The sequence below is a fragment of the Kocuria salina genome (assembly GCF_013368965.1).
Classification (GTDB): domain Bacteria; phylum Actinomycetota; class Actinomycetes; order Actinomycetales; family Micrococcaceae; genus Kocuria; species Kocuria rosea.
The window spans coordinates 31,876-50,586 of the sequence record NZ_SSSF01000011.1 but is presented as its reverse complement, the minus strand read 5'-3'; the positions used below and the strand labels follow the sequence as shown (position 1 = coordinate 50,586).

Here is an 18,711-nt window from a genome sequence, read left to right as displayed (position 1 = left end):
GTGAGACCTCTGGAGCACCCCGGCAGGTGCAACTCCTCACCTTTCACGGGGCCCTAATAGTGTAGCCGTATTTTGTGCTACACTATTAGGTATGGGAGTTGAGTGGACGCACAGCGCAGGCCGACATGGCATTACTAGGCAAGATGCCCTGTACGCGATGACGCACGCCGAAGTCAGCGCTGAGGTGGAGGGGCGTCCTGGTGAGGTGACGGTCGTCTACGTGGGGCACCCGCACGGGCAGACGGAGAAATACCTCGAAGTCATCGCCGCCCACCGTCCACCACGTGACCTGGTGATCTTCCACGCGATGGAGCTCACCGACCTGTACCGGCATCTGCTCTACGAAGGAGAGTGACCCTCATGGGTGATTACGACGAGCTGGCCCGGCACGCCGAGCACGGCGGTCTGAGCGTGAAGCCGGGCACCGTCCGGCGCGGACCGGAGGCGGCCGAGGCCGCCCGGACCGCCTTGATGGCTGCTACCGGCACAACGACAGCTGAGGAGGCTACCCGTATCGCGGTGGGCCGGCCCGCGCTGGGCCAGGAAGGAAAGTCCCCAGTGGTCCGCGCCCGCGTCCCACAAGCACTCAAAGACCGGCTGCACCAGATTGCGCAGGAGCAGCACCGCAATGAGTCCGAGATCGTGCGTGAGGCACTGATCGCCTACATCCGTCTCGGTGAGGGGGCATCAGCCACAGTCGATCAGTGACAACGCCGGCCACGGCGCCGCATAACCGGACCGGATCAGCGGAGCCGCCACCCCAAGCGCACTCACCACTAGCCGCCTATGTGCCTATGTGCCATAAAAATACATAGGCACAGTGAAGCCGAAGTCCTCAGCACTGCACGAATACAAATGGAGGAGTTGCCATGCCCAGCTACACCTACAAAGACGGTGAACTGGTGGAAATCCCCGACGTCGTCATCACGGAGTCTTGTGAGCTCTCCGAGCCGATCACTGTCACGGTGGTCATCAAAGCAGGGGCCCATGTGGTGTCTCTGGCGGAGCTCACCGGATCTGTCAACGTGGAGAGCGGGGCGTCCCTCGATGCCAAGGGGCATGTCATGGGAACCGTCAATGTTGCCGCTCATGGTGAGGCGACGTTCCATCAGCAAGCGTCGGGCACGCTCAACATCAGCCAGGGTGGGCGCGTGCGCCTCGCGGAGACATGCGTTGCCCTCGGGACGATGAACATTGACGGCGAGTTGGTCAACGAAGGAGTTCGAGGCGTGCAGGTGCATGGCACCGGCACTGTTGAGGACCGCCCGGGCTCTACGGTGCGGCAGCCGGACGAGACATGGCCGGATGGCACAGTCGTCTACAGGGGTTGATCACTGGCTCGGTGACCATAGTGGCCGGCCCGCCGACGAGGGCCGGCAACAGCTTCCCAAATCCGACTCGAAATCCAGGACTCGATAGACGATGACTCAAAAAGCTCACAACGGCCCCAGATTCGAGTCGCCCCGGCCGGCTGCTCGGTTACGCCCAGGTGTCCACCACCTCCCAGAACCTCGATGTGCAGCTGCGCGCGCTCACCGAGGCCAGGGTGCCGGCGGAGCTGGTCTTTACCGACAAGATCAGCGGCACCCAGGCGGAGCGCCCCGGCCTGGCCGCGCTCATGGCTGAGGCCGAGGAGGGGGACACCTTGGTGCTGTATTCCCTGGACCGGCTGGGCCGGTCCCTGGTGCACGTGGTCACCACAATTGACGAGCTGATCCGCCGCGGCGTTGCGCTGAGCAGTCTCACCGACACCATCGACACCACCACCGGCGTCCGGCCGCTTCCAGCTCAACGTGTTTGTGGCCATGGCCGAGTACCAACGGGCGCTGATCGTGGAACGGGTCCAGGACGGCTTGGAGGCCGCCCGGGCCCGCGGGGTGCAGCTGGGGCGCAAATCCCCGATCACCCCGGAGCAAGTCCGCGCTATCCACCGGCTGCACCGGGCGGGGCTGCTCCACTACAAGATCCACCGCCGGGTGGGGGTGTCCAAGGGGGCTGTGGGTCGGGTGCTGCGCGGGGAGATTAAGTCCCTGGCGCATGTGAGTCTGGAGTTGCCCGAGGATGAGATTGACGTCTGGGACGCCGAGGCACTGGCGGCCACCCAGAGTGCTCCCACGCCGAGAGGAGACCGCTGATGCCCCGCCTCGTGATCCTCTACCTGCTGTGGTGGGTGCGGCTGTTCTACCGCATCGGCCACGCGATAGCGCACTGGGTGCTGCGCATCATCCCGATGCCCTCAGGACTGCGCCACCGTCTGGCCGGCACCGTAGCCATCGCCCCGTATCTGTTCTGGGTGTGGGAGGTGGTGGTCATCAACGACAACACCTGGCCGGCGATCGGAGTGGGTGCGGTGCTCACGGGTCTGCTGTTGCTGCTGGTCCATCGAGCGGAGGCCCGCCGTGCAGTCGTCCGACGTTGAGCGCTTCTACTCCCACGTCCTGAAAGGACCGGAGCCCGACTCGTGCTGGTTGTGGCTCGGTGCGATCAGTGATGACGGCTACGGCCGTTTCTGGTTGCCCACCGCCAACGGGCAGAAAGCCGTCGCCGCTCACCGTTTCTCCTTGGCCACCGTCCACGGTGGGCTGGGTGCGATCGAAGGGCTGACCGCGCTGCACTGGTGCGACGTCCCGCTGTGCGTGCGCGCGTCCCTGGAGCCGTCCACGCACCTGCTGTTGGGCACCCGGTCAGACAACATGGCCGATCGGGCGATGAAGGGCCGGATGCCCTCGGCCACCGCCGCCCGGTGGCGGCGGCTGTCGCGGGCCGAACGCTCGGCCCGGTCCCGGCAGTTGCGCGAGGAATTGAAAACCCACGGGTGGGATGAGGACGTGGTGCGCGAGCTCGTGCACGGCATCGACCCCGACCACCCCACCCTCTTCTAGGATCTGTTCTGCGAATCGGCGCGCCCGGTCAAGAGGGAGTCTGTTGCGGCAGCTTGCCGGCATGGGGGCAGCCGGTCTGGGGTCAGGGGCAGCGTGATGAGTGGATTCGCGCCAAGTTCCGGCTGCGCTCGACCCGCACCATTGATTTTCCGCTCTGGAAAACCTAGTGTTTCACTTATGGAAAACAATGGTGCCCCCTCCGACGCCACCGCCGCGCAACGGATTCTTGAGCAGGTTCACGCCGATCGCGCTCGGGTCTCCTCCGCCCTGCGGGCCCCTCTGTGGTATCGCGTTGGGCTCGCCTTGGTGGTGGCCTCCTTCATCGGAGCCTTTGCCTTGGACGAGGACGCTTTCACGGTTGCTGTCTCGGTCAGTGCGGTTGCTGCGGTGTTGCTCGGTGCGGTGCGTCCTTGGGTGACAAAAACCCAAGCTGACCCTTGGAACGACGAGGCCAGCCTGCGGATAGGGCTGGCCCAGTCCGCGGCCGTGCTCGTGGTCGGCGCCGCGGGGATCGCACTGTTCACTGCCACGGGCCTGGGCTGGGTGTTGTGGCTGGCCGCCGTGTTGGCCGGGGCTCTGTGCTTCGGGCTGAGCACGTGGATGGAGACGGTCTTCGCCCGCTCGATGCGCCAGAGCCGACGGTGACCGCCGCGCAGGAGGTGCCCCCCGTGCTGGACGAGACGATTCACAGCCCCTACCGGCTGCGGATTTGTGCCTTGTTGCACCAGCTGGGCACCACCGAGTACCAGTTGCTCCGCGAGAGTTTGCAGGTGAGCCCCTCGGTGCTGAGCAAGCACCTGAAGAAACTGGAAGAGGCTGGCTACGTGGAGCTGTCCACCCGCACGGTCAACACTCGTCCACGCGGCTGGGCCAGGCTCACCGCACGCGGCATCAGCGCCTACCGGTCTCACCTGGCCTACCTTGAAGAACTCATCCGGACCACTGATTCACAGGACAGGCTCTAAGACTGGCTCTGTGAAGCAGCATGAGTTGTGCGTTGAGTGAGCAGGTGAGTCCGCCCCAGGGTGAACCACAGCAGGGGGCCGATGAAGGGTGCGATGACGATGAGAATCAGCCACAGCAGGCGTTGGGTGGTGCTGTAGTGCCGGTCCCATGCCAAGGAGATGACCGCGGCGGTTGGTAGTGCGATCGCCAAGGCCAGCGGCACCATGGCTAGCCATTCCCAGGCGTGGGGAATCAGCGGGTTCGCGCCCTCCTCTGCAGCGTGGGCAATCCTCACGTTGAGGGCTGTCATCATCGAGCTCCTTGGCGCGGTCGGGGCAGCACACTGGTAGTCCCTACCCTCTCATCGTGATACTGGCCCGACATGTCGCCCATTCACAGGTCGGGCTCTAGTCGCAGATCTATCCCGAAAATGGAACCGAGAACGTGGCGGTAGTTCCCACGCACTCGCTCCAGGCCAGCTGAACATCGTCTTGCTGATCCGCGGGAAGGCCGGCATCCACACGGAAACCGGCCGCGCTCACGTGCGACACCTCCCACCCTTGATTGGTGAGGCATGTGGTCACGTCCGTCCCTACCGTCTCGACGACCACAGGTGCCCCGCTGGTGGGCATGGAGGCGGGGGCGCAGCCGGTCAATGCTGCTGCGGTGACCATCCCGGCCACCGACGCGCGGACCCAGGCCTGAGGCGGGCGTGCTGGCTCGGGGATCATCCGTTGCTCCTGTGCGTGGAAGGTGGGTCGGTTACACGCTGACGGTTTTACGCGGGGACGCCTCAGCATCAGCTTGGGCCTGCGCTACCTCGTCGTTGTCGCTGGACACGTCTGCGGCGTCAGTCGGCGCATGAGCCGAGGACTCCTTCAACAGGGTGCGCACCTCAGCGGCCGACAGTTCTAGGCGTTGGGCAATCTCGGTCACCGTGACCCGTTCACCCTTCATGCCGGCCACCACCCGCGCCTGCGCTTCCTTGGCTTGAGCGGCCTCCTGCTCGGCCTTGGCACGTATCTCCGTGATGCGCTGCTCGGCCGTCTCCATGATCTGCTCCGCCTCACCGGCGGCGACGAAGAACTCCTCACCCAGCTCCAACAACCGCTGCTCCCGGGCCATCGACTCGGCGGCCGCCCGGCGGGCCCGTTCCCGAGCCTCAGTCTTCGTCGCACTTTTACGCTGCGCCATCACTCCTCCTTCACACCAGCAACACCATTCCATCCCATTGAACACCAATCGCCCCCTAACGGTCATAGACCAACTTCTCCATCCCGAGCGTTCCGCCGGTCGAGCCGGCGGCGCGCGAGAGGGCGCCTACCCGGCGGCAGTGTTGTGAGCTGTGGTGGGGGCTGTGGACCGCCTCCGAGATTCATCCTCCGGTCTCTTCACCGGACCCACAGCCCCCACTACACCTCATGCGGGTTGACCACATGAACACCGCATGTGGACACCCCGGTTTCGCTTGCACCCAATCGACTGGTCTTCTGGACAGCCGATGCGCTGCGGTTCGTCCTCGTTCCTCGTCCTGCCCTTGGCATCCCCTGCCCACAAGAGCAGTCTCATGTGCACAACCGCGTCACGTTCGTGACGGACGTTCTGGTCTTTTGGCCGTCTCCTTCGCTGGCGCTCATCCGACGACCCGCAAGCCCTGTAGACCGTCACACCTCATGCATTGTTGATAACTGAGGATGAAAACGCGCATGATTGCTTCTGTGATGACCGTCCACAAGCTCAGCGCTGGGGACGGGTATGCCTACTACACCAGCGAGGTAGCCTCGGCTGATGAGTTGCGGGCCGAGGGCCGGGAGTTGGGCGACTACTACACCGTGGAGGGCATGCCTCCGGGGCAGTGGGTCGCCCACTCCGAGGCGTTACTGGGGATGTCCGGAGAGGTCACCGAGGCGCAGATGGCGGCCCTGTTCGGGGAAGGTGTCCACCCGGACACGGACCGCATCCTGGCTGCCGGCGGCACCCAATCCGACGTGGCTCTGGGGCGGAAGTTCCACAAGTACACCCAGGCCAACACCGAGCTGACCCGTCGCCTGGACGAGGAAATCGCCCGGCACGAACGCACCACCGGGGCGGCCCCGACCCGGCAGGAGCGGCAGGTCATCCGGCGCCGAGTCGGTGGCCAGCTGTTCCGCGAGACGCACGGGCGCGACGTGCGGAACAAGGAGGAGCTGGGCCGATTCATCACGGCCCAGACCACCCCGAAGCAACAGACAGTGGCCGGGTACGACCTGGTGTTCTCCCCCGCCAAATCCGTCTCCCTGCTCTGGGCCCTGGGCGGGGACGAGGCCCGCAAAGCGGTGGAGACGGCGCACAGCGAGGCCATTGCCGAGACTCTGAGCTTCCTGGAGCAGGAGGGTACGTACACCCGGCGCGGGTACAACGGAGTGCGGCAGATCGACGTGGAGGGTGGGTTGGTGGCCACTCAGTTCCGCCACTATGACTCCCGGAATGGGGACCCGCAGCTGCACGATCACGTGGTGATCGCCAACAAGGTGTTGGGTGCGGACGGCAAGTGGTCCTCCCTGGACGGGCGCACCTTGTACCGGATGAATGTGGCCGCCTCGGAGACCTACAACGCGAAGGTGATGGAGAAGGTCACCGCTTCCCTGGGGGTCGCCGTGGTGCCGCGGATGGTCGGTGGGGACGAGCCGATCTATGAGATCGCCGGGGTGGACCTGGACGCGATCCACCACGCCTCCTCCCGCCGAGCCGACATCGCCGGGACCCTGGAGCGGCTGCACACGGAGTTCACCGACCGCCACGGCTACGCACCCAACGCCAAGCAGAAAATCGCCCTAGCCCAGCAAGCCACCCTGGAATCCCGACCGGCGAAGAAGTCCGCCCGACGCCTGTCCGAGCTGGTCGAGGAGTGGGGCAAGGAGTACCGCGAGCAGGCGCAGATGCCGGTGGGAGAGGACCTGTTGGACCACGTGCGGGCGGCCGCCACCAGGTTGCCGGCAGGCCCTGATGTCACCCAGATCGACGTGGCCGAGCACGCCCGTCTGGTCGTCCACGAGCTATCCCAGAAGCGCTCCACCTGGAGCGTGAACCACGTCCACGCCCAGACCCGCCGGCACCTGAAAGAAGCCATGATCGGGCGCACCGTGCCCGATGAGCTGGTGGCCGAGGTGGTGCGCGAAGCCACCGACACGCACAGCCTGTCCGTCACCCCGACCGCCGATGTGCCGCACCTGGCGGAGTTCACCCGCGCCGATGGCACCAGCCAGTTCATCCGTTCCGACGCGGCAGTGTTCACCTCCCGGGAGGTCCTGGAGACCGAACACCAGGTGCTCACCGCCGCCCAGCGCACCGTCATCCCGGCCGTCTCCACCCAGACCTTTGACGAGGTGCTGGCCGCCCACACCGGCCCCCTCAGTGACGGGCAAGTGGCCCTGGCACGGGCCTTCGCCACCGACGAAAAGCTGCTGACCCTGGGCATCGGCCCGGCCGGTGCCGGCAAGACCACCAGCCTGTCCCTGGCCGCTGATGCGGTCCGGGCCACCGGCGGCAACGTCATCGGCCTGGCCCCCACCGCGGCTGCCGCCGCCGTCATGTCGGAGGACATTGGGGCGCAGGCGACCACGATTGACGCCTTCTTGATCGCCCACCGCACCGGGCGCACCGGAGCGGCGCAGCTGCACGCCGGGGACGTGGTGATCCTCGATGAGGTGGGCATGGTGACCACCCCGAAGCTGGCCGAGCTCGTGGCCGTGGCGGCCCGGCACGGGGCCGTGGTGCGCGCCATTGGTGATGACCGCCAGCTGGGCGCGATCGGCTCCGGCGGGGCGCTGCGGCTGCTCGACAATGAAGTCGGGGCGACTCGCCTGGAGGCCGTGCACCGCTTCCGCACCGAGGGGGAGGCGGCCGCGTCCTTGGCGCTGCGCGAGCCGCCGGAGGCCGGGGCCGACGTTCCGTGGGCCTGGTATCTGGAGAACCGCCGCGTGGTCGCCGGGGACACCGAGGCCATGACCGACACCGCGCTGCGGGCCTGGATTACCGACACCCAGGCGGGCAAGCGGTCGCTGCTGATCGCCACCGACAACGCCACCGTGACCGATCTGAACGCCCGCGCCCAGGCGGCCCGGATCGCCACCGGGGCCCTCGATGCATCCGGGGAGTCGGTGGTGCTGCGCGACGGCCTGATGGCCCATGCCGGGGACGTGGTGGTGACCCGCCGCAACGACCGGACCTTGCAGCTCAACGGCGGTAAGGACTTCGTGAAGAACAACGATGTGTGGACCGTTGAGAAAGTCGGGGCGGACACTGCGACGCTGCGGCACACCGGCCACGGCGGCAAGATCACCCTGGACGCCGACTACCTGGCCCAGCACGGCCAGCTGGGCTACGCGGCGACGGTACACCGGGCCCAGGGTGCGACCGTGGACACGGCGCACGCGATCGTGGACTCCGCCACGGACCGTGCTGCCGCCTATGTGGCCGCCACCCGGGGACGCGAGACCAACCGGCTCTACGTCTCCCTGGCCGAGGGGCAGTCCCGGGAGGAGGTGCTGGAGGCGATCGCCGGGGCCTACGACCGGAACCTGTCCGCGCACGAGACGGTGGCCGCCGAGGCCATGCGTAACGGCGACGTCGCCACCCTGGCCGGCATCTACCGCGAGACCCAGGAGGCGGCCTGGACCGCCAAAACCAAGACGCTGGCCGTGGAGACCCTGGGCGCCGCAACGGCTGCGCAGTTCACGAGCTCGGACGCATGGGGTGCGGTGGCCACCCACCTACGAGAGGCCCAGGATGCAGGGATGGACCCGGCCGTACTGCTCTCCCGGGCGGTGGCTCAGCGCGGGTTTGGCGACGCAGCGGACCCCGCCGCGGTTCTGGCCTGGCGTGTCGAGCACCAGATGCAGGCCGGCCGGCGCATCCTCGACAACACCGACCGTCGGCCCCTGGGCAATCTCACCGACGAGCACTTGGGGAAGCTGGCTGAACGCACCCGCTCAGCTCAGGGTCAGCCGGTGATCGAGGACCCGGACTGGGCGGAGCGCCCGTTCGCGCTCATGCCTTCCGAGCAGCTGGCTGACTCCCTTCGACTCGGCCTGGCCCAGATGGAGGCCCTGCCTCCCGAGCGGTGGACTTCCACCACCGCAGCCAAACTGGAGTGGATGACTCAGACCATGGGCGCCGAACAGGACCGCCGCGCACGCCTCGCCCCGGCCCAGGCGGCCGTGGAGCAGATGGCCCGCGGTGAGCGCACCCGCACCGACTCGCGCATCACTATCGGTGAGGCCATCACCGCCGAGCAGCAGGTGCGCGCGGTGGCCGGTAAGACCCCGGCATCGGCCGCCGTGGCGGACGGGCGCCGGGTGAGCGAGGACCTGGCCCCCACGGCATTGCTGACCGACCCGCAGGTGCCGGTGCAGTATCGGGAGCAGCTGGAGAGGCTGCGTACCCGCATGGATGACCGTATCGCGGTGCGTGGGGCGGAACTGGCTGAGGCCCGCCCGGAGTGGACCACGGCCCTGGGGCCGGTGCCGGCCAAGCCCGCCAAGGCCGCCGAGTGGCACCAGGTCGCCGCCGAGGTCGAGGCGTACCGCAACCGCTACAACATCGGGACCCATGAGACCACGCTGATCCCCACAGCCCACCAGGACGACCCGGTGGCGGCCGCGCTGATCGCCCGGGCCACGGCCCTGCACAAGCACTCCGCGCTCATCGCTGCCACTCCGCAGGGCCAAACCCGCATCCGCCGGACAGTCGATGAGGCTCACGTGGCCGAACGGGTGCGGAGCACCCCCGCCGAAGCGCAGCAGGTTATCGAGCAGCTGCGTACTACCCGCGCTCAGGGGCCCGATCCGCTACCGGCCGGCCAAGCCCGCCAGGCCGCGGTCGCCGCCGCGGCCACCGGCGGCGGGGACGACAGCATTACCGACCGTCAGCAGCTCATCAATGCGGCTGTGGCCCGTTATCGGGCCAGCCAAGCTCACGAACGCCCCGATCCAGTGCAGGAGCAGGGCATCACCCCGACCAATCAGGACAAGAAGGAGGCCGCCATGACGGAGACCCCTCGGACCCCGCAGCGGAAGTCATTGCACCAGCTGGGCCAGGAGCAAGCCGAACAAGCACGCAAAACCCATGCCGCCAAGTACCCGCACCAGCAGCAGAAGGACACGCCCACCTCCCAGCGCACCACGGCTCAGCAAGAAGCGGCCCGGGCGGCCGCCGCATCCCGGCGGGCGCAGCAAGCTCAACGCGACACCGGCGGCCGCAGCCTCTAACAACACGTCCAACCCTCCTCCGGGCGCAGAAGTAGGGCCGGGCTTCCTCGTGGGAAGCCCGGCTCTACTCGTGGCCACGGCGCGGTGTCCTCCTATGCGCTCCATCCCGCCGGCGGTGGCACCGTGGGGAGACGTGGCTTGTCCACGTGCCCGTCACGGCATTCCCCGAACGGGCCGCGCTTGGCGAAGAGCACGGCCGCGTGACGGTCGAAGTGATCGGTCCACCATGAGGAGAAGAGCCCGTAGGGCTGATCCTTATTCGGGGCCGAGGCGAGGTATTGCTGGTGCATCCCGCGGAACCGCTCGACCGCCTCGGGGTGGGCCCACCACTGCGGGCACCAGTGCATGTTGCCCTCGTGGTCGAAGCTCTCCACGCTGGCGATCAGCGTTTCCACCCACGACACGAGCGACATCCAGGAGGAATCGCGGTCCGGGACGTCCTCACCCTCGGGCAGCACCCCGTCCTCGTCCGGGCCCCGGTGATCCTTCGGGTCGGGGAACTGGTCGTCCTCAATGTCACTCATGGCTCAGCCGGCCTCCTTCATCTCGTCCAGGCCCTCGTTGATCCAGGCAGCCAGCGGCGGATCGGCAAACCAGCCCAGGGTGCGCACGATCGTGCCCCCACCCTTGTTGGTGCGTACCCACGCCCGCCCTGGAGGTAGGGCGGCGAGCTTGTCCACGGGCAGAATCTCGCGCTGCTGGGTCTGTACCGAGGTGCTGCGCCCCCCACCGCGGCTGGTGGAGTAGGACTGTGTGCGGTGGTCGTATTTGCCGGTGACTTTGGAGAGTTGTTCCAGGAACTTGTCGTCCTCCACTCCGCCGCCGTAGACCCGCACCGCGGCCGCCGACCACAGCGTCTCCCATCCGGTGTGGCGCAGCATGGTCACCCCCTGACCTTTGGTCTGGAAGAACGCCGAGACCACGATGCCCATTGACCCGAAGTAGGAGTACCACTCGGCCAGGGCCGGCAGCTTCACCACGTTGCCCACCTCGTCCAGATCGGCCACCAGGGGCACGCGCAATCGCCCGCCATTGCGCCGGGCGCTCTTTTGCGCGGCGGTGAACACCGTGTGCAGCACCGTGGAGACGAACGCGGCCCCGGAGCCGGCCGTGTCCTGGGCCAGCAGGATCATCGTGTCGTCGCTGTCCACGAAGGCCTCAGGATCGAACCGGCGCACCCCCGTGGTCGGGGTGGCCCACCGCACCAGCGTGTCATGGGACAGCGCCGAGGCCATGCGCTGGGCCGTGGCGAAAACGGAACCGCGGGTGTCGTCCGGTTGCTGGGAAATACCGCGCAGCATCGCGGCCCGGCCGGTGTGCCCGTGCTCGCGCAGCACTGCCTCGGGATCGCGCAGCTTCCCCGAGGTGATCCATTCCAGGATTGTTGCCGGGTCTCGCCCGTCCTCGGCCGCGGCGAGGATGCACGCCGAGAGCAGGTCCCGGCCCTGGGAGTCGAACTGCGGGTCCCGCCCGCTGGCGCCGGCGGACCCGGCGGAGGCGGATTCGAAGATCGCCGCGACCTCATCGGCGGTGCGGGTGTCCTCCACCGAGGCGAACAGGTCGATCGTCATCGTTGGCTCCCCGGCCTCATCGAGGATGCGTTGAGGATCGAAGACCCATACCCGGCCCCGGTCGCGGCGGGCGGCAATCACCTCGGTCACCCCGTCCACCTTGTTCGAGGTCATCAGGAACGCTCCCGGTGCCTCGGCCGCGTGCCGGACGACCTGGCTGGTGGTCTTGCCCCGTCCGGTGCCCCATACGTGCACCGAGCACTCCCGCCAGCCCTGGTACAGGCGCCGGTCCCCGTGCTCGCCCAGCGCCCCGATGCTCAGGCCCGGGCCGATGCCCGGGGCGTTCGGGTGCAGCTGGAGGGCCTCCTCCTGGCGCTTGTCCCGGTCTACCGCACCGACAGGGTGGGCCCGGTCGAGGCGCTTGACGGTTTCCCCCATCGACCCGCCCTGACGCCCGGAGTACCACCAGGCCGCCGTCACCGCTCCCAACACGAGGGCCCCGATCAGCATCCACAGTGAGCCGCTCATGCCCGGGCCCTCGCCATCGCCTCGACCCACGCCTCGTTCGTGTCGTGGATGCGGTGCTCGGTGTCGGTGAGGTTCATCTTGAACGGCACCCCGGGGGCGTTCTCCCCCAGCTTCATCATGAATCGGCCCCGCCCTGGCGGGGGTAGCGACCGGCCGGTGCGCGGATCGGTCGCGCCCTCGGCCGACCACTCCACCAGCAGGTCCTTCTCCCGCTGGGACAGCGGCAAGACCTGTTCCAGCAGCTCCATCTCGTTGCGGGCCAGCCCGCCGAAGTACTTCACCGAGGACCGTTCCAGGAACCCGCGGGCAATCTCGGACAGCTGCTCGGTGGACAGCGTGAGGTCTTTCATGGTGTGGGTGATCATGATCTGCCCCAAGCCCTTTTGCCGGTTCAGTCGGGTGAGCGCGTCGATCTGGTGCACCAGCAGCTCCGAGGCGCGCAAGGTCTGCCACAGCTCGTCCATGATCATCAGGTGGTGCCGCTCGGGCTCGAGCCCGGCCACCGCCAGCGTCTTGGCCGCCGAGACCCCGGCCTGTCCGTAGGCCCAGCACACGATCTGGATGGCCGCGCGCATCATCTCATCGGAGATGTCCACCCCGGAGACGTCGAAGCAGGCCGGGCGGTCCACCCGCATCTGCTGGGTGGTGGGCTTGCAGAACACGTCCCCGAACGGGCCGTCCTCCAGCAACCCGATCAGACCTTTGACCAAGGACTTGGACTCCGCCAGGAACTCCGCGGCGTCATTGGCCAGCGTCACCGCCTGCATCTCTGCCGGCGCCTCCCGGATCACCGTCACCAGGTCCCCCAGCAACGGTTGCCGCCCCTCCGCCTCGGCGCGGACCGTCGCGGTGCGGATCGCCATGGACAGCACCGTGGGCTCCTGCTTCTCCGTGTCCAAGCCCCGGCCACGGGCCAGTTCCAGCAGCCCGCGCACCGTGTTGACCCGGCGGGTGTGAATCTCCGAGAGCAGTTCGTTGCGCTTGGCCACCGGCAGCTCCTCGACCCGGTTCCACAGCGGCCCCGCATCCAGGGGGTTGACCGACCCGATGCCAGGACCCACCCGGATCACCTGTCCGTCGATTTCCTGGATCATGCCCACGTAGTCCGGTTTGAGGTCGCCCAGGATCAGCGGCACGAACGACAACGAGGACAGGTAGATGCAAATCCGCACCGTCACCGAGGACTTGCCCCGGCCGTTGAGGCCCATGATGAACCCCGACGGGGAGGAGATCGTGCCGCGGATGAACAGGCTGATCGGGTCTCCGCACACCACCGACCCGTTATTGGTGTTGCGCCCCAGCGGGGCGCCAATCAGCGGGGAGGACGTGCCCACGCAATAGGGCCACAGCCCGGCCGTCTGAGCGCTGGTGGCCGCGAACTCCGGCGGAGCCTCCACCCACGAACACCGGCCCCCAGTGGCCATGTCGAAACCCTTGGCAGTCAGTCCCGGCATCCGGTCTCCGCCAGCGGCGCCTTCCCGCTCACCGAAGAATCGATTGCCAATCCGGTCGATCACATCATCAAGAACGCTCACAGTGCCCTCCTCATCGCATCGGAAAGTGTGGCGGCCTTGTCCGGGACGATCCCCAGACCCAGACCCATCGCAAAGGCCGCGTCGTCGTTGTGATCGCACCCGCGCAACCGCAGCTGGATACCCTGGGCCGCCTTCTGCCGGATAGCAGCCTCAGCCTTGGCTAATTCCTGGCCGGCCGAACCCACCGTGGCCGTGACCAGGATCGAGAACCGCACCATCGCCGCGCCCCGGGCCTGCTCCTGGGCAGCCTGCTTGGCCTTGGCCACCGCCAGCTGCTCAGCGGCAGAGACCCGCCGGTTCTTCTGGTTGGCCGCGAACTCCGCATTGACGATCCGGGCGTTGACCTCCCGCACGCTGGACTGAGGATCAGCCGGACGGTAGAACACCGTGACCCGCTTCTGCATGAACCGGTCATCGGGCTCCAGCAGCGCCCGCAGCCCCCACTCCCGGAACACCCCCGAGGGGGCGCCGAACATCTGCCAGGACTTCGACACCGCCCCCGAGTGCGCGTAGCACATCGGCTTAGCCAACACCTCGGCCGAGGTCGGTCCCACTTCCTCCCAGGACAACCCGGTGCCGGCGGCGGTCAGCCGGGCCCGTTCCACATCGGCGGCCGCCGAGGGATTGAACGCCACGTGTGTGGAGTCGGTCACGTCCGCTACTTGCAGCAGCGACACCGCACCGGCCCCGGAGACGGTGGCCAACTCGCAGAAACCGGGCAGGACACCACCGATCTCCTCCATCAACTCCGGGGCCGTGCGCGCGGGCACGGCCCCGTCCGTGGACTCTCGGGCGGAGAATGTCAGCGTGATCCACTGATCCAACCGCGGTGTCCAGGACGAGAGCTCATCGACCACATCACCGATCACCTCCCGGGCGAACGTAGACCCATCCGCCTCGGCGCCGGCCACCGACCGGGCGACCTCTACGGCATCACGCAACCGCTCCCCAGGATCAGCCGTGGACTGGGTGGTGACCGAGACCTGCACCAGGGACGGGACACTGCCGGCCTCACGCTGGAACTCTGACCAGGCATCGACCATCTGATCCACACTCTCCTGATCGCGCAGCCCAATGCCGGTCGAGGAGGTGCCGATGAACACCGCCCCCGTCTGGGTCCGTGGGGCCCACAGCATCGCAAACGGCTGCCCGAACGTGGTGTGTCCCTCCAGCATCTCGGTGGCCGCCAAAAGCCCCGGCGCCCGGAAACTGCCGTCCGGGACCTGCGAGGCCGGCCCGGCCACATACCGGGTGTGCCCCTTCTTCTGCGCTTTGCGGAACATCGTCTGCGCCAGCCTCTTCTCCGCTCGGGACCGCTCGTTGCGGTCCTTGGACTGCAAATACCAGGTCGCCGGCACCGTCAGCACCAGCAGCAACACCGCCAGCCACAACAGCTGCCCGAACCACAGCACCAGCAACGCCCCGATCGCCCCGGCCCCGGCCACCGCCGTAGCTGCCAGGGACAGGCCCATGATCCCGGTGACCTTGGTGTCCGTGATGTTGCCGTAGGACCGCACCCGCGACGTGGAATCCACCACCATCTCTGACATCGCTTACTCCCCTGACTCCATCGACTTCTCAGCGTCATCGGCCGCCCGACGCGCCTCGTACCCTGCTGCCCGGACCGCGTTCTGCACGAACGAAGCCCGCGCGCCCATCGCCCCGCCGGTCTGCGCAGCGGACCCTTCCGGGCCACTCACCTCACGCAACGGCTCCTCCGCGCCACCGTTGTTTCGCCCCGGGCTGGCTCCGGCGGCACCCGTGGGACCACCCGCGGCGCTCGATGTCCCTCCGGCCGGCCCGATGCCCGCCCCGGCTTCCTCCGCGCTCTGTGCAGAGGCACCCGAAGGGCCGGAGCCGTGACTGCCTGAACTACCCGGACCCGACGCGGCAGCACCAGGGGCACCATCCGGGGAGGACCCTCCGGGGTCAGTCTCAGGCTGTGCACCCTCAGGACCGCTCCCGCCACGTCCCTCGGCGGCGCTGCTACCGGTGGCGGCGCCACCGGCGTCAGTAGATCCCTCACCGCTGGTTGAGGTTCCGCTGCCGCCTTGGGCACCGTTGGCCTGTGCAGGTGCCCCCGGGCCCTCGCCTCCCCCGGAGCCGCCGGCGGCGCCAGAGCCGCCACTGATGCGACTGCTGGGGCCGGTCCCGCCACCACCGGCCAGGGCGCCACCCTGCCCACCACCGACCATCCCGCTACCGGTCATTCCGCCGCCGAAGCCGCCACCGCCGGCTCCGGCCGCTCGTGCCCCAGCACCGCCGGCCAGCGCGCCGGCACCGGCGGTGGCGGCACCAATCAGCGCGCCGGTGGCCAGCGCGCCACCGGCCGCCACGAGGCTGCCCGCCCCCATACCTCGCGGACCCTCGGCCACCACCGGGGCCGCCACCCGGGCCAGGGCCGGCAGGGCCAGGGAGGCTCCCACAACCATCACCAGGCCCACGAACAGGCCCACCATCTGATCCATCGGCTCCTGAGAGCCCTCCCCGACGTAGCCCTTGGCCAGGGCAAGGCCCACTCCCCAGATGATCGCGGCCACCGGCTTGAACAGCACTACAGCGATCAGCCACGACAACACCTTGTCGAAGCTTTTCTTTCCCTTGTCCGTGGTGGACACCGCGGCGAAGAACGCGAGCAACCCCGCCAGCACAGACGCCATCCCGTAGGAGAACAGGACTAGGAAGGCGTTGACCAGCGACCCCAGCAACGCAATGAACGCCAGCACCAGCACGATCACTGCCAACGCCGCGGAACTCTGGACGCCACTGATCATCGCCTGCAACCCCAGGGTCTCGGCCATCTGCTCATTGACGTCCTGGCCGCCGATCTGCTCAACCAGCCACGGGGAAATTTGCGTGCCGAAATCCAAGCCCATGGACGTGGCCACCAGAGCGACGGCCACGGCAGCCACACTGCGCAGCATCGACGCGATCAGACCCTCCACCGATCCACGGCTCTGCTCCCGTGCGATCCGCACGCAGCCAAAGGCCATACCGATCACACCGAACAACGGGAGTAACACCCGGGTGGCCTCCACCGCACGCATGGCCGCCGACCCCTCGCCCATCCCAGGGGCCTCGATCGACAGCCACCAGGTACCCAGCCATTGCACCGTGTCGAACAGCGCAGTCAGCACCACCCCGGCCAGCCACGTCAAGATCGCCTCGACCCCACCTTCGGCCGCTGAGGCCGCCATCTCGCCAAGACGTTCGAGCATCACGGGCCCCAAGTCACGGACGGTGAAGTAGTGGCAAAGTCAACCGTCATGAGCTGCTGGCCGGATGCCGGCTCCACTCGCCAATCCCCGTCTTCCCACATGAGATCGACTTGCCCGACTGCCTGCTGACGAACGCCTGCATCATTGTCAAAGCTCATGTAGATGTTGAATGACGCTTGATCTTTGCTGGCCTCTCGCACGTCGTAGCCAACAAACTCGGCACTGCGCATTGCCGCCGGGTCTGTCGCCGGGGCGCTTCCGCTGCTGATCTGCTCGGCTCGGTCAAGCAGCTCGTCCCGATCAGGGCCTTCGGCAACGGCTGCCTTGATGCTGTCCTGCGCCTCAGTACCCGAGGGATCGACAACCACGGCGTAGTTAGCGGCCGCCATCAGGGCCCCGGCGGGGGTGTGGGCGTAGCCCACCCTCAGACCAGAATCCCGCTTCTCGCATCCGCCCAGTTCCGTGGACATCGGCACGACGTTGTAGCCTGCCGACACCCACTCATCGACCTCGGGTGCCTTGTCTTCGACCGAAGCGGTGTCGGTGGACAGCTCTGCTTGGCACGGGTAAGCGAAATCCTCGGAAGAGGAGTCCAGCAGCCCGTCCACCTCAGGACCAGCCTCCGAGGCCGGCGCCTGCGCGTTGTCCTCGGCGGGGCCGGCCTGCTCGTCGGGCTCTGCCGTGACGGTGCGGACCAGCAAGGCGATGATCACTAGCGCGGCCAGTACCCCGACCGTTACGGCTACTCCCAGCCACCGCGGACGGGTCTTTTGCTGTGTTCGTTCCTGCTTCATCTGTCCTGTCCTCCCTATGGGGCGTCGTGTTCCAGGGCGCGGTTGCGGGCCTGCAAGGGGCAGGCCCGCAACCGCGCAGAGGCCGGTGTCAGCCGATGATGACGTTCCAGATCGTTCCGGCAGCGCCCAGCAGGGCGGCGGCCACCAGCGGCCAGATCGGGGCTTCGATCTCGTTGCCGTGCCGGCGGTTCCGCCCAGCTGAGACCAGGCCAAAGATGAAGAAGACGAACAACACGATGCCGGCGCCCCACAGAATCCAGGACACGATCAGGTTGAAGTTGTCCAGGCCCGGAGGGGGCTCGGGAGAGACGTTGATGGCCCGCATCACAGCGGCCTGGGCACTGGCGTAGAGAGGGGGGATGCTCATGACTACTTCTCCTTTCGGGGGGAGCTCACCCGGGTGGCGAGCTTGTCGAGGGCCTCGATCACCTTCCGTGATCGAGTCACCCCCAGATCGAGGGCCGGGACCGCGGATTCGCGCAGCTCCGGCAAGAACGGGATCGTGTACCCGCCGCCTTTGACCATCCGTAGGACCGCGCGGGCCCGGCGGCGGCAGTCCTTGGACACCAGCTCAGCGGGCCGGTCGTGGACGATGACCACGGCCACCGCCTCCCAGGGCACGATCCCGGTCTGGGAGGCCCGCACCAGTTCTTGGGCGGCATCGAGACCGGTACGGGTGCAGGAGGTGACCACCGCAGCGCGGGCAGACCATGGCGGCTCCGAGTCGGCGCCATCGTGCACGTGTGCTCCGCACGCGGCGGCCAGAGTGGACACGCCCACCCCACCGGCCGCACCGATCAGCCACAAGCCCTTGCCGGCCCCGGTGTCCTCCATGCCGGTGCGACCCAACAGCGAGGCTGCCGTGCCCAGCACAGGATCGGTGTCGATCGGTTCAGGACCGGCCTCCTCTTCTTCGGGGGGAAGCACAAAGGGGTTGCCCCCGGCCGGTGGCCCCGGCCGCACCGGCCGGTCCAGTGGCGCAGGGGCGGGGGCCGCCGTTTCCTGGTCCTGACTACCTGCCTGGGTGTCTTTGTCGTGGTTGGTGATCAC

Annotated in this window: 19 protein-coding genes and 1 pseudogene; 10 read left to right on the top strand and 10 right to left on the bottom strand. The window is 67.8% G+C overall.

What is annotated here, in order from left to right:
* The first annotated feature begins 157 nt into the window (after positions 1 to 157).
* The 8 genes and pseudogenes from E7Z53_RS17370 (at position 158) to E7Z53_RS17335 (ending at position 3,847) form a co-directional block, all read left to right on the top strand.
* Complete coding sequence (locus tag E7Z53_RS17370) at positions 158 to 355, top strand: hypothetical protein (protein WP_053004906.1); 198 nt, start codon at positions 158 to 160, stop codon at positions 353 to 355.
* 5 nt (positions 356 to 360) lie between these two features.
* A complete protein-coding gene (locus tag E7Z53_RS17365; RefSeq protein ID WP_176338390.1) occupies positions 361 to 708 on the top strand; it encodes a ribbon-helix-helix protein, CopG family in 348 nt (115 codons plus the stop codon).
* A 161-nt stretch (positions 709 to 869) separates the two neighbouring features.
* Entirely contained in the window at positions 870 to 1,331 is a 462-nt protein-coding gene (locus E7Z53_RS17360) for a hypothetical protein (RefSeq protein WP_176338389.1), read from the top strand.
* Between the two features lie 158 nt (positions 1,332 to 1,489).
* Positions 1,490 to 2,135 (top strand): annotated as a pseudogene (locus E7Z53_RS20485) (recombinase family protein).
* Positions 2,135 to 2,419: a hypothetical protein gene (locus tag E7Z53_RS17350; protein ID WP_176338388.1), complete on the top strand. Its 285-nt coding sequence runs from the start codon at positions 2,135 to 2,137 to the stop codon at positions 2,417 to 2,419. The pseudogene E7Z53_RS20485 and the gene E7Z53_RS17350 overlap by 1 nt, the downstream one beginning before the upstream one ends.
* Positions 2,400 to 2,882: a hypothetical protein gene (locus E7Z53_RS17345; protein WP_176338387.1), complete on the top strand. Its 483-nt coding sequence runs from the start codon at positions 2,400 to 2,402 to the stop codon at positions 2,880 to 2,882. The genes E7Z53_RS17350 and E7Z53_RS17345 overlap by 20 nt, the downstream gene beginning before the upstream one ends.
* 177 nt (positions 2,883 to 3,059) lie before the next feature.
* Positions 3,060 to 3,527, top strand: a complete 468-nt coding sequence (locus E7Z53_RS17340; RefSeq protein WP_176338386.1) for a hypothetical protein — start codon at positions 3,060 to 3,062, stop codon at positions 3,525 to 3,527.
* A gap of 23 nt (positions 3,528 to 3,550) precedes the next feature.
* Positions 3,551 to 3,847 carry a transcriptional regulator gene (locus E7Z53_RS17335; RefSeq protein ID WP_369598014.1) on the top strand — a complete coding sequence of 99 codons (297 nt, stop codon included), beginning with the start codon at positions 3,551 to 3,553 and terminating at the stop codon, positions 3,845 to 3,847.
* Here E7Z53_RS17335 and E7Z53_RS17330 read toward each other — a convergent pair.
* Positions 3,844 to 4,137 (bottom strand): PLD nuclease N-terminal domain-containing protein, encoded by a 294-nt coding sequence (locus tag E7Z53_RS17330; protein WP_176338385.1) that lies wholly within the window; start codon positions 4,135 to 4,137, stop codon positions 3,844 to 3,846. The two genes, E7Z53_RS17335 and E7Z53_RS17330, sit on opposite strands and share 4 nt — an antisense overlap.
* A gap of 257 nt (positions 4,138 to 4,394) precedes the next feature.
* Between E7Z53_RS17330 and E7Z53_RS17325 the strand changes: the two genes are divergently transcribed.
* The gene (locus tag E7Z53_RS17325; RefSeq protein WP_176338384.1) at positions 4,395 to 4,532 is read left to right on the top strand and encodes a hypothetical protein; all 138 of its coding nucleotides are present in this window, start codon (positions 4,395 to 4,397) and stop codon (positions 4,530 to 4,532) included.
* A 57-nt stretch (positions 4,533 to 4,589) separates the two neighbouring features.
* Here the strand turns inward: E7Z53_RS17325 and E7Z53_RS17320 are convergent, their stop codons facing one another.
* Positions 4,590 to 5,021, bottom strand: a complete 432-nt coding sequence (locus E7Z53_RS17320) for a hypothetical protein (protein WP_176338383.1) — start codon at positions 5,019 to 5,021, stop codon at positions 4,590 to 4,592.
* Positions 5,022 to 5,533: 512 nt separating this feature from the next.
* On the opposite strand from E7Z53_RS17320, the gene mobF reads away from it, so the two are divergent.
* The gene (gene mobF, locus E7Z53_RS17315; protein ID WP_176338382.1) at positions 5,534 to 10,075 is read left to right on the top strand and encodes a MobF family relaxase; all 4,542 of its coding nucleotides are present in this window, start codon (positions 5,534 to 5,536) and stop codon (positions 10,073 to 10,075) included.
* A 92-nt stretch (positions 10,076 to 10,167) separates the two neighbouring features.
* Here the strand turns inward: mobF and E7Z53_RS17310 are convergent, their stop codons facing one another.
* The 8 genes from E7Z53_RS17310 to E7Z53_RS17275 all read right to left on the bottom strand — a co-directional run bounded on the left by E7Z53_RS17310 (position 10,168) and on the right by E7Z53_RS17275 (position 18,711).
* On the bottom strand, positions 10,168 to 10,599 hold the full coding sequence (locus E7Z53_RS17310) for a DUF4913 domain-containing protein (RefSeq protein WP_176338381.1): 432 nt from the start codon (positions 10,597 to 10,599) through the stop codon (positions 10,168 to 10,170).
* Between the two features lie 3 nt (positions 10,600 to 10,602).
* Positions 10,603 to 12,114, bottom strand: coding sequence for a type IV secretory system conjugative DNA transfer family protein (locus tag E7Z53_RS17305; protein WP_176338380.1), 1,512 nt, complete (start codon positions 12,112 to 12,114; stop codon positions 10,603 to 10,605).
* Complete coding sequence (locus E7Z53_RS17300; RefSeq protein ID WP_176338379.1) at positions 12,111 to 13,568, bottom strand: ATP/GTP-binding protein; 1,458 nt, start codon at positions 13,566 to 13,568, stop codon at positions 12,111 to 12,113. The genes E7Z53_RS17305 and E7Z53_RS17300 overlap by 4 nt, the downstream gene beginning before the upstream one ends.
* 77 nt (positions 13,569 to 13,645) lie before the next feature.
* The gene (locus tag E7Z53_RS17295) at positions 13,646 to 15,199 is read right to left on the bottom strand and encodes an SCO6880 family protein (RefSeq protein ID WP_176338378.1); all 1,554 of its coding nucleotides are present in this window, start codon (positions 15,197 to 15,199) and stop codon (positions 13,646 to 13,648) included.
* A gap of 3 nt (positions 15,200 to 15,202) precedes the next feature.
* Positions 15,203 to 16,870, bottom strand: a complete 1,668-nt coding sequence (locus E7Z53_RS17290) for a hypothetical protein (RefSeq protein ID WP_176338377.1) — start codon at positions 16,868 to 16,870, stop codon at positions 15,203 to 15,205.
* Positions 16,867 to 17,661, bottom strand: coding sequence for a hypothetical protein (locus tag E7Z53_RS17285; protein ID WP_176338376.1), 795 nt, complete (start codon positions 17,659 to 17,661; stop codon positions 16,867 to 16,869). Before E7Z53_RS17285 ends, E7Z53_RS17290 begins: the two co-directional genes overlap by 4 nt.
* 88 nt (positions 17,662 to 17,749) lie before the next feature.
* Entirely contained in the window at positions 17,750 to 18,028 is a 279-nt protein-coding gene (locus tag E7Z53_RS17280; RefSeq protein WP_176338375.1) for a hypothetical protein, read from the bottom strand.
* 2 nt (positions 18,029 to 18,030) lie between these two features.
* Entirely contained in the window at positions 18,031 to 18,711 is a 681-nt protein-coding gene (locus E7Z53_RS17275) for a DUF6668 family protein (protein WP_176338374.1), read from the bottom strand.

Coding starts and splice junctions, on each gene's coding strand:
- E7Z53_RS17370 (WP_053004906.1), top strand. CDS start 158: ATGACGCACGCCGAAGTCAGCGCTGAGGTGGAGGGGCGTCCTGGTGAG.
- E7Z53_RS17365 (WP_176338390.1), top strand. CDS start 361: ATGGGTGATTACGACGAGCTGGCCCGGCACGCCGAGCACGGCGGTCTG.
- E7Z53_RS17360 (WP_176338389.1), top strand. CDS start 870: ATGCCCAGCTACACCTACAAAGACGGTGAACTGGTGGAAATCCCCGAC.
- E7Z53_RS17350 (WP_176338388.1), top strand. CDS start 2,135: ATGCCCCGCCTCGTGATCCTCTACCTGCTGTGGTGGGTGCGGCTGTTC.
- E7Z53_RS17340 (WP_176338386.1), top strand. CDS start 3,060: ATGGAAAACAATGGTGCCCCCTCCGACGCCACCGCCGCGCAACGGATT.
- E7Z53_RS17330 (WP_176338385.1), bottom strand. CDS start 4,137: ATGACAGCCCTCAACGTGAGGATTGCCCACGCTGCAGAGGAGGGCGCG.
- E7Z53_RS17320 (WP_176338383.1), bottom strand. CDS start 5,021: ATGGCGCAGCGTAAAAGTGCGACGAAGACTGAGGCTCGGGAACGGGCC.
- mobF (WP_176338382.1), top strand. CDS start 5,534: ATGATTGCTTCTGTGATGACCGTCCACAAGCTCAGCGCTGGGGACGGG.
- E7Z53_RS17310 (WP_176338381.1), bottom strand. CDS start 10,599: ATGAGTGACATTGAGGACGACCAGTTCCCCGACCCGAAGGATCACCGG.
- E7Z53_RS17305 (WP_176338380.1), bottom strand. CDS start 12,114: ATGAGCGGCTCACTGTGGATGCTGATCGGGGCCCTCGTGTTGGGAGCG.
- E7Z53_RS17300 (WP_176338379.1), bottom strand. CDS start 13,568: ATGCCGGGACTGACTGCCAAGGGTTTCGACATGGCCACTGGGGGCCGG.
- E7Z53_RS17295 (WP_176338378.1), bottom strand. CDS start 15,199: ATGTCAGAGATGGTGGTGGATTCCACGTCGCGGGTGCGGTCCTACGGC.
- E7Z53_RS17285 (WP_176338376.1), bottom strand. CDS start 17,661: ATGAAGCAGGAACGAACACAGCAAAAGACCCGTCCGCGGTGGCTGGGA.
- E7Z53_RS17280 (WP_176338375.1), bottom strand. CDS start 18,028: ATGAGCATCCCCCCTCTCTACGCCAGTGCCCAGGCCGCTGTGATGCGG.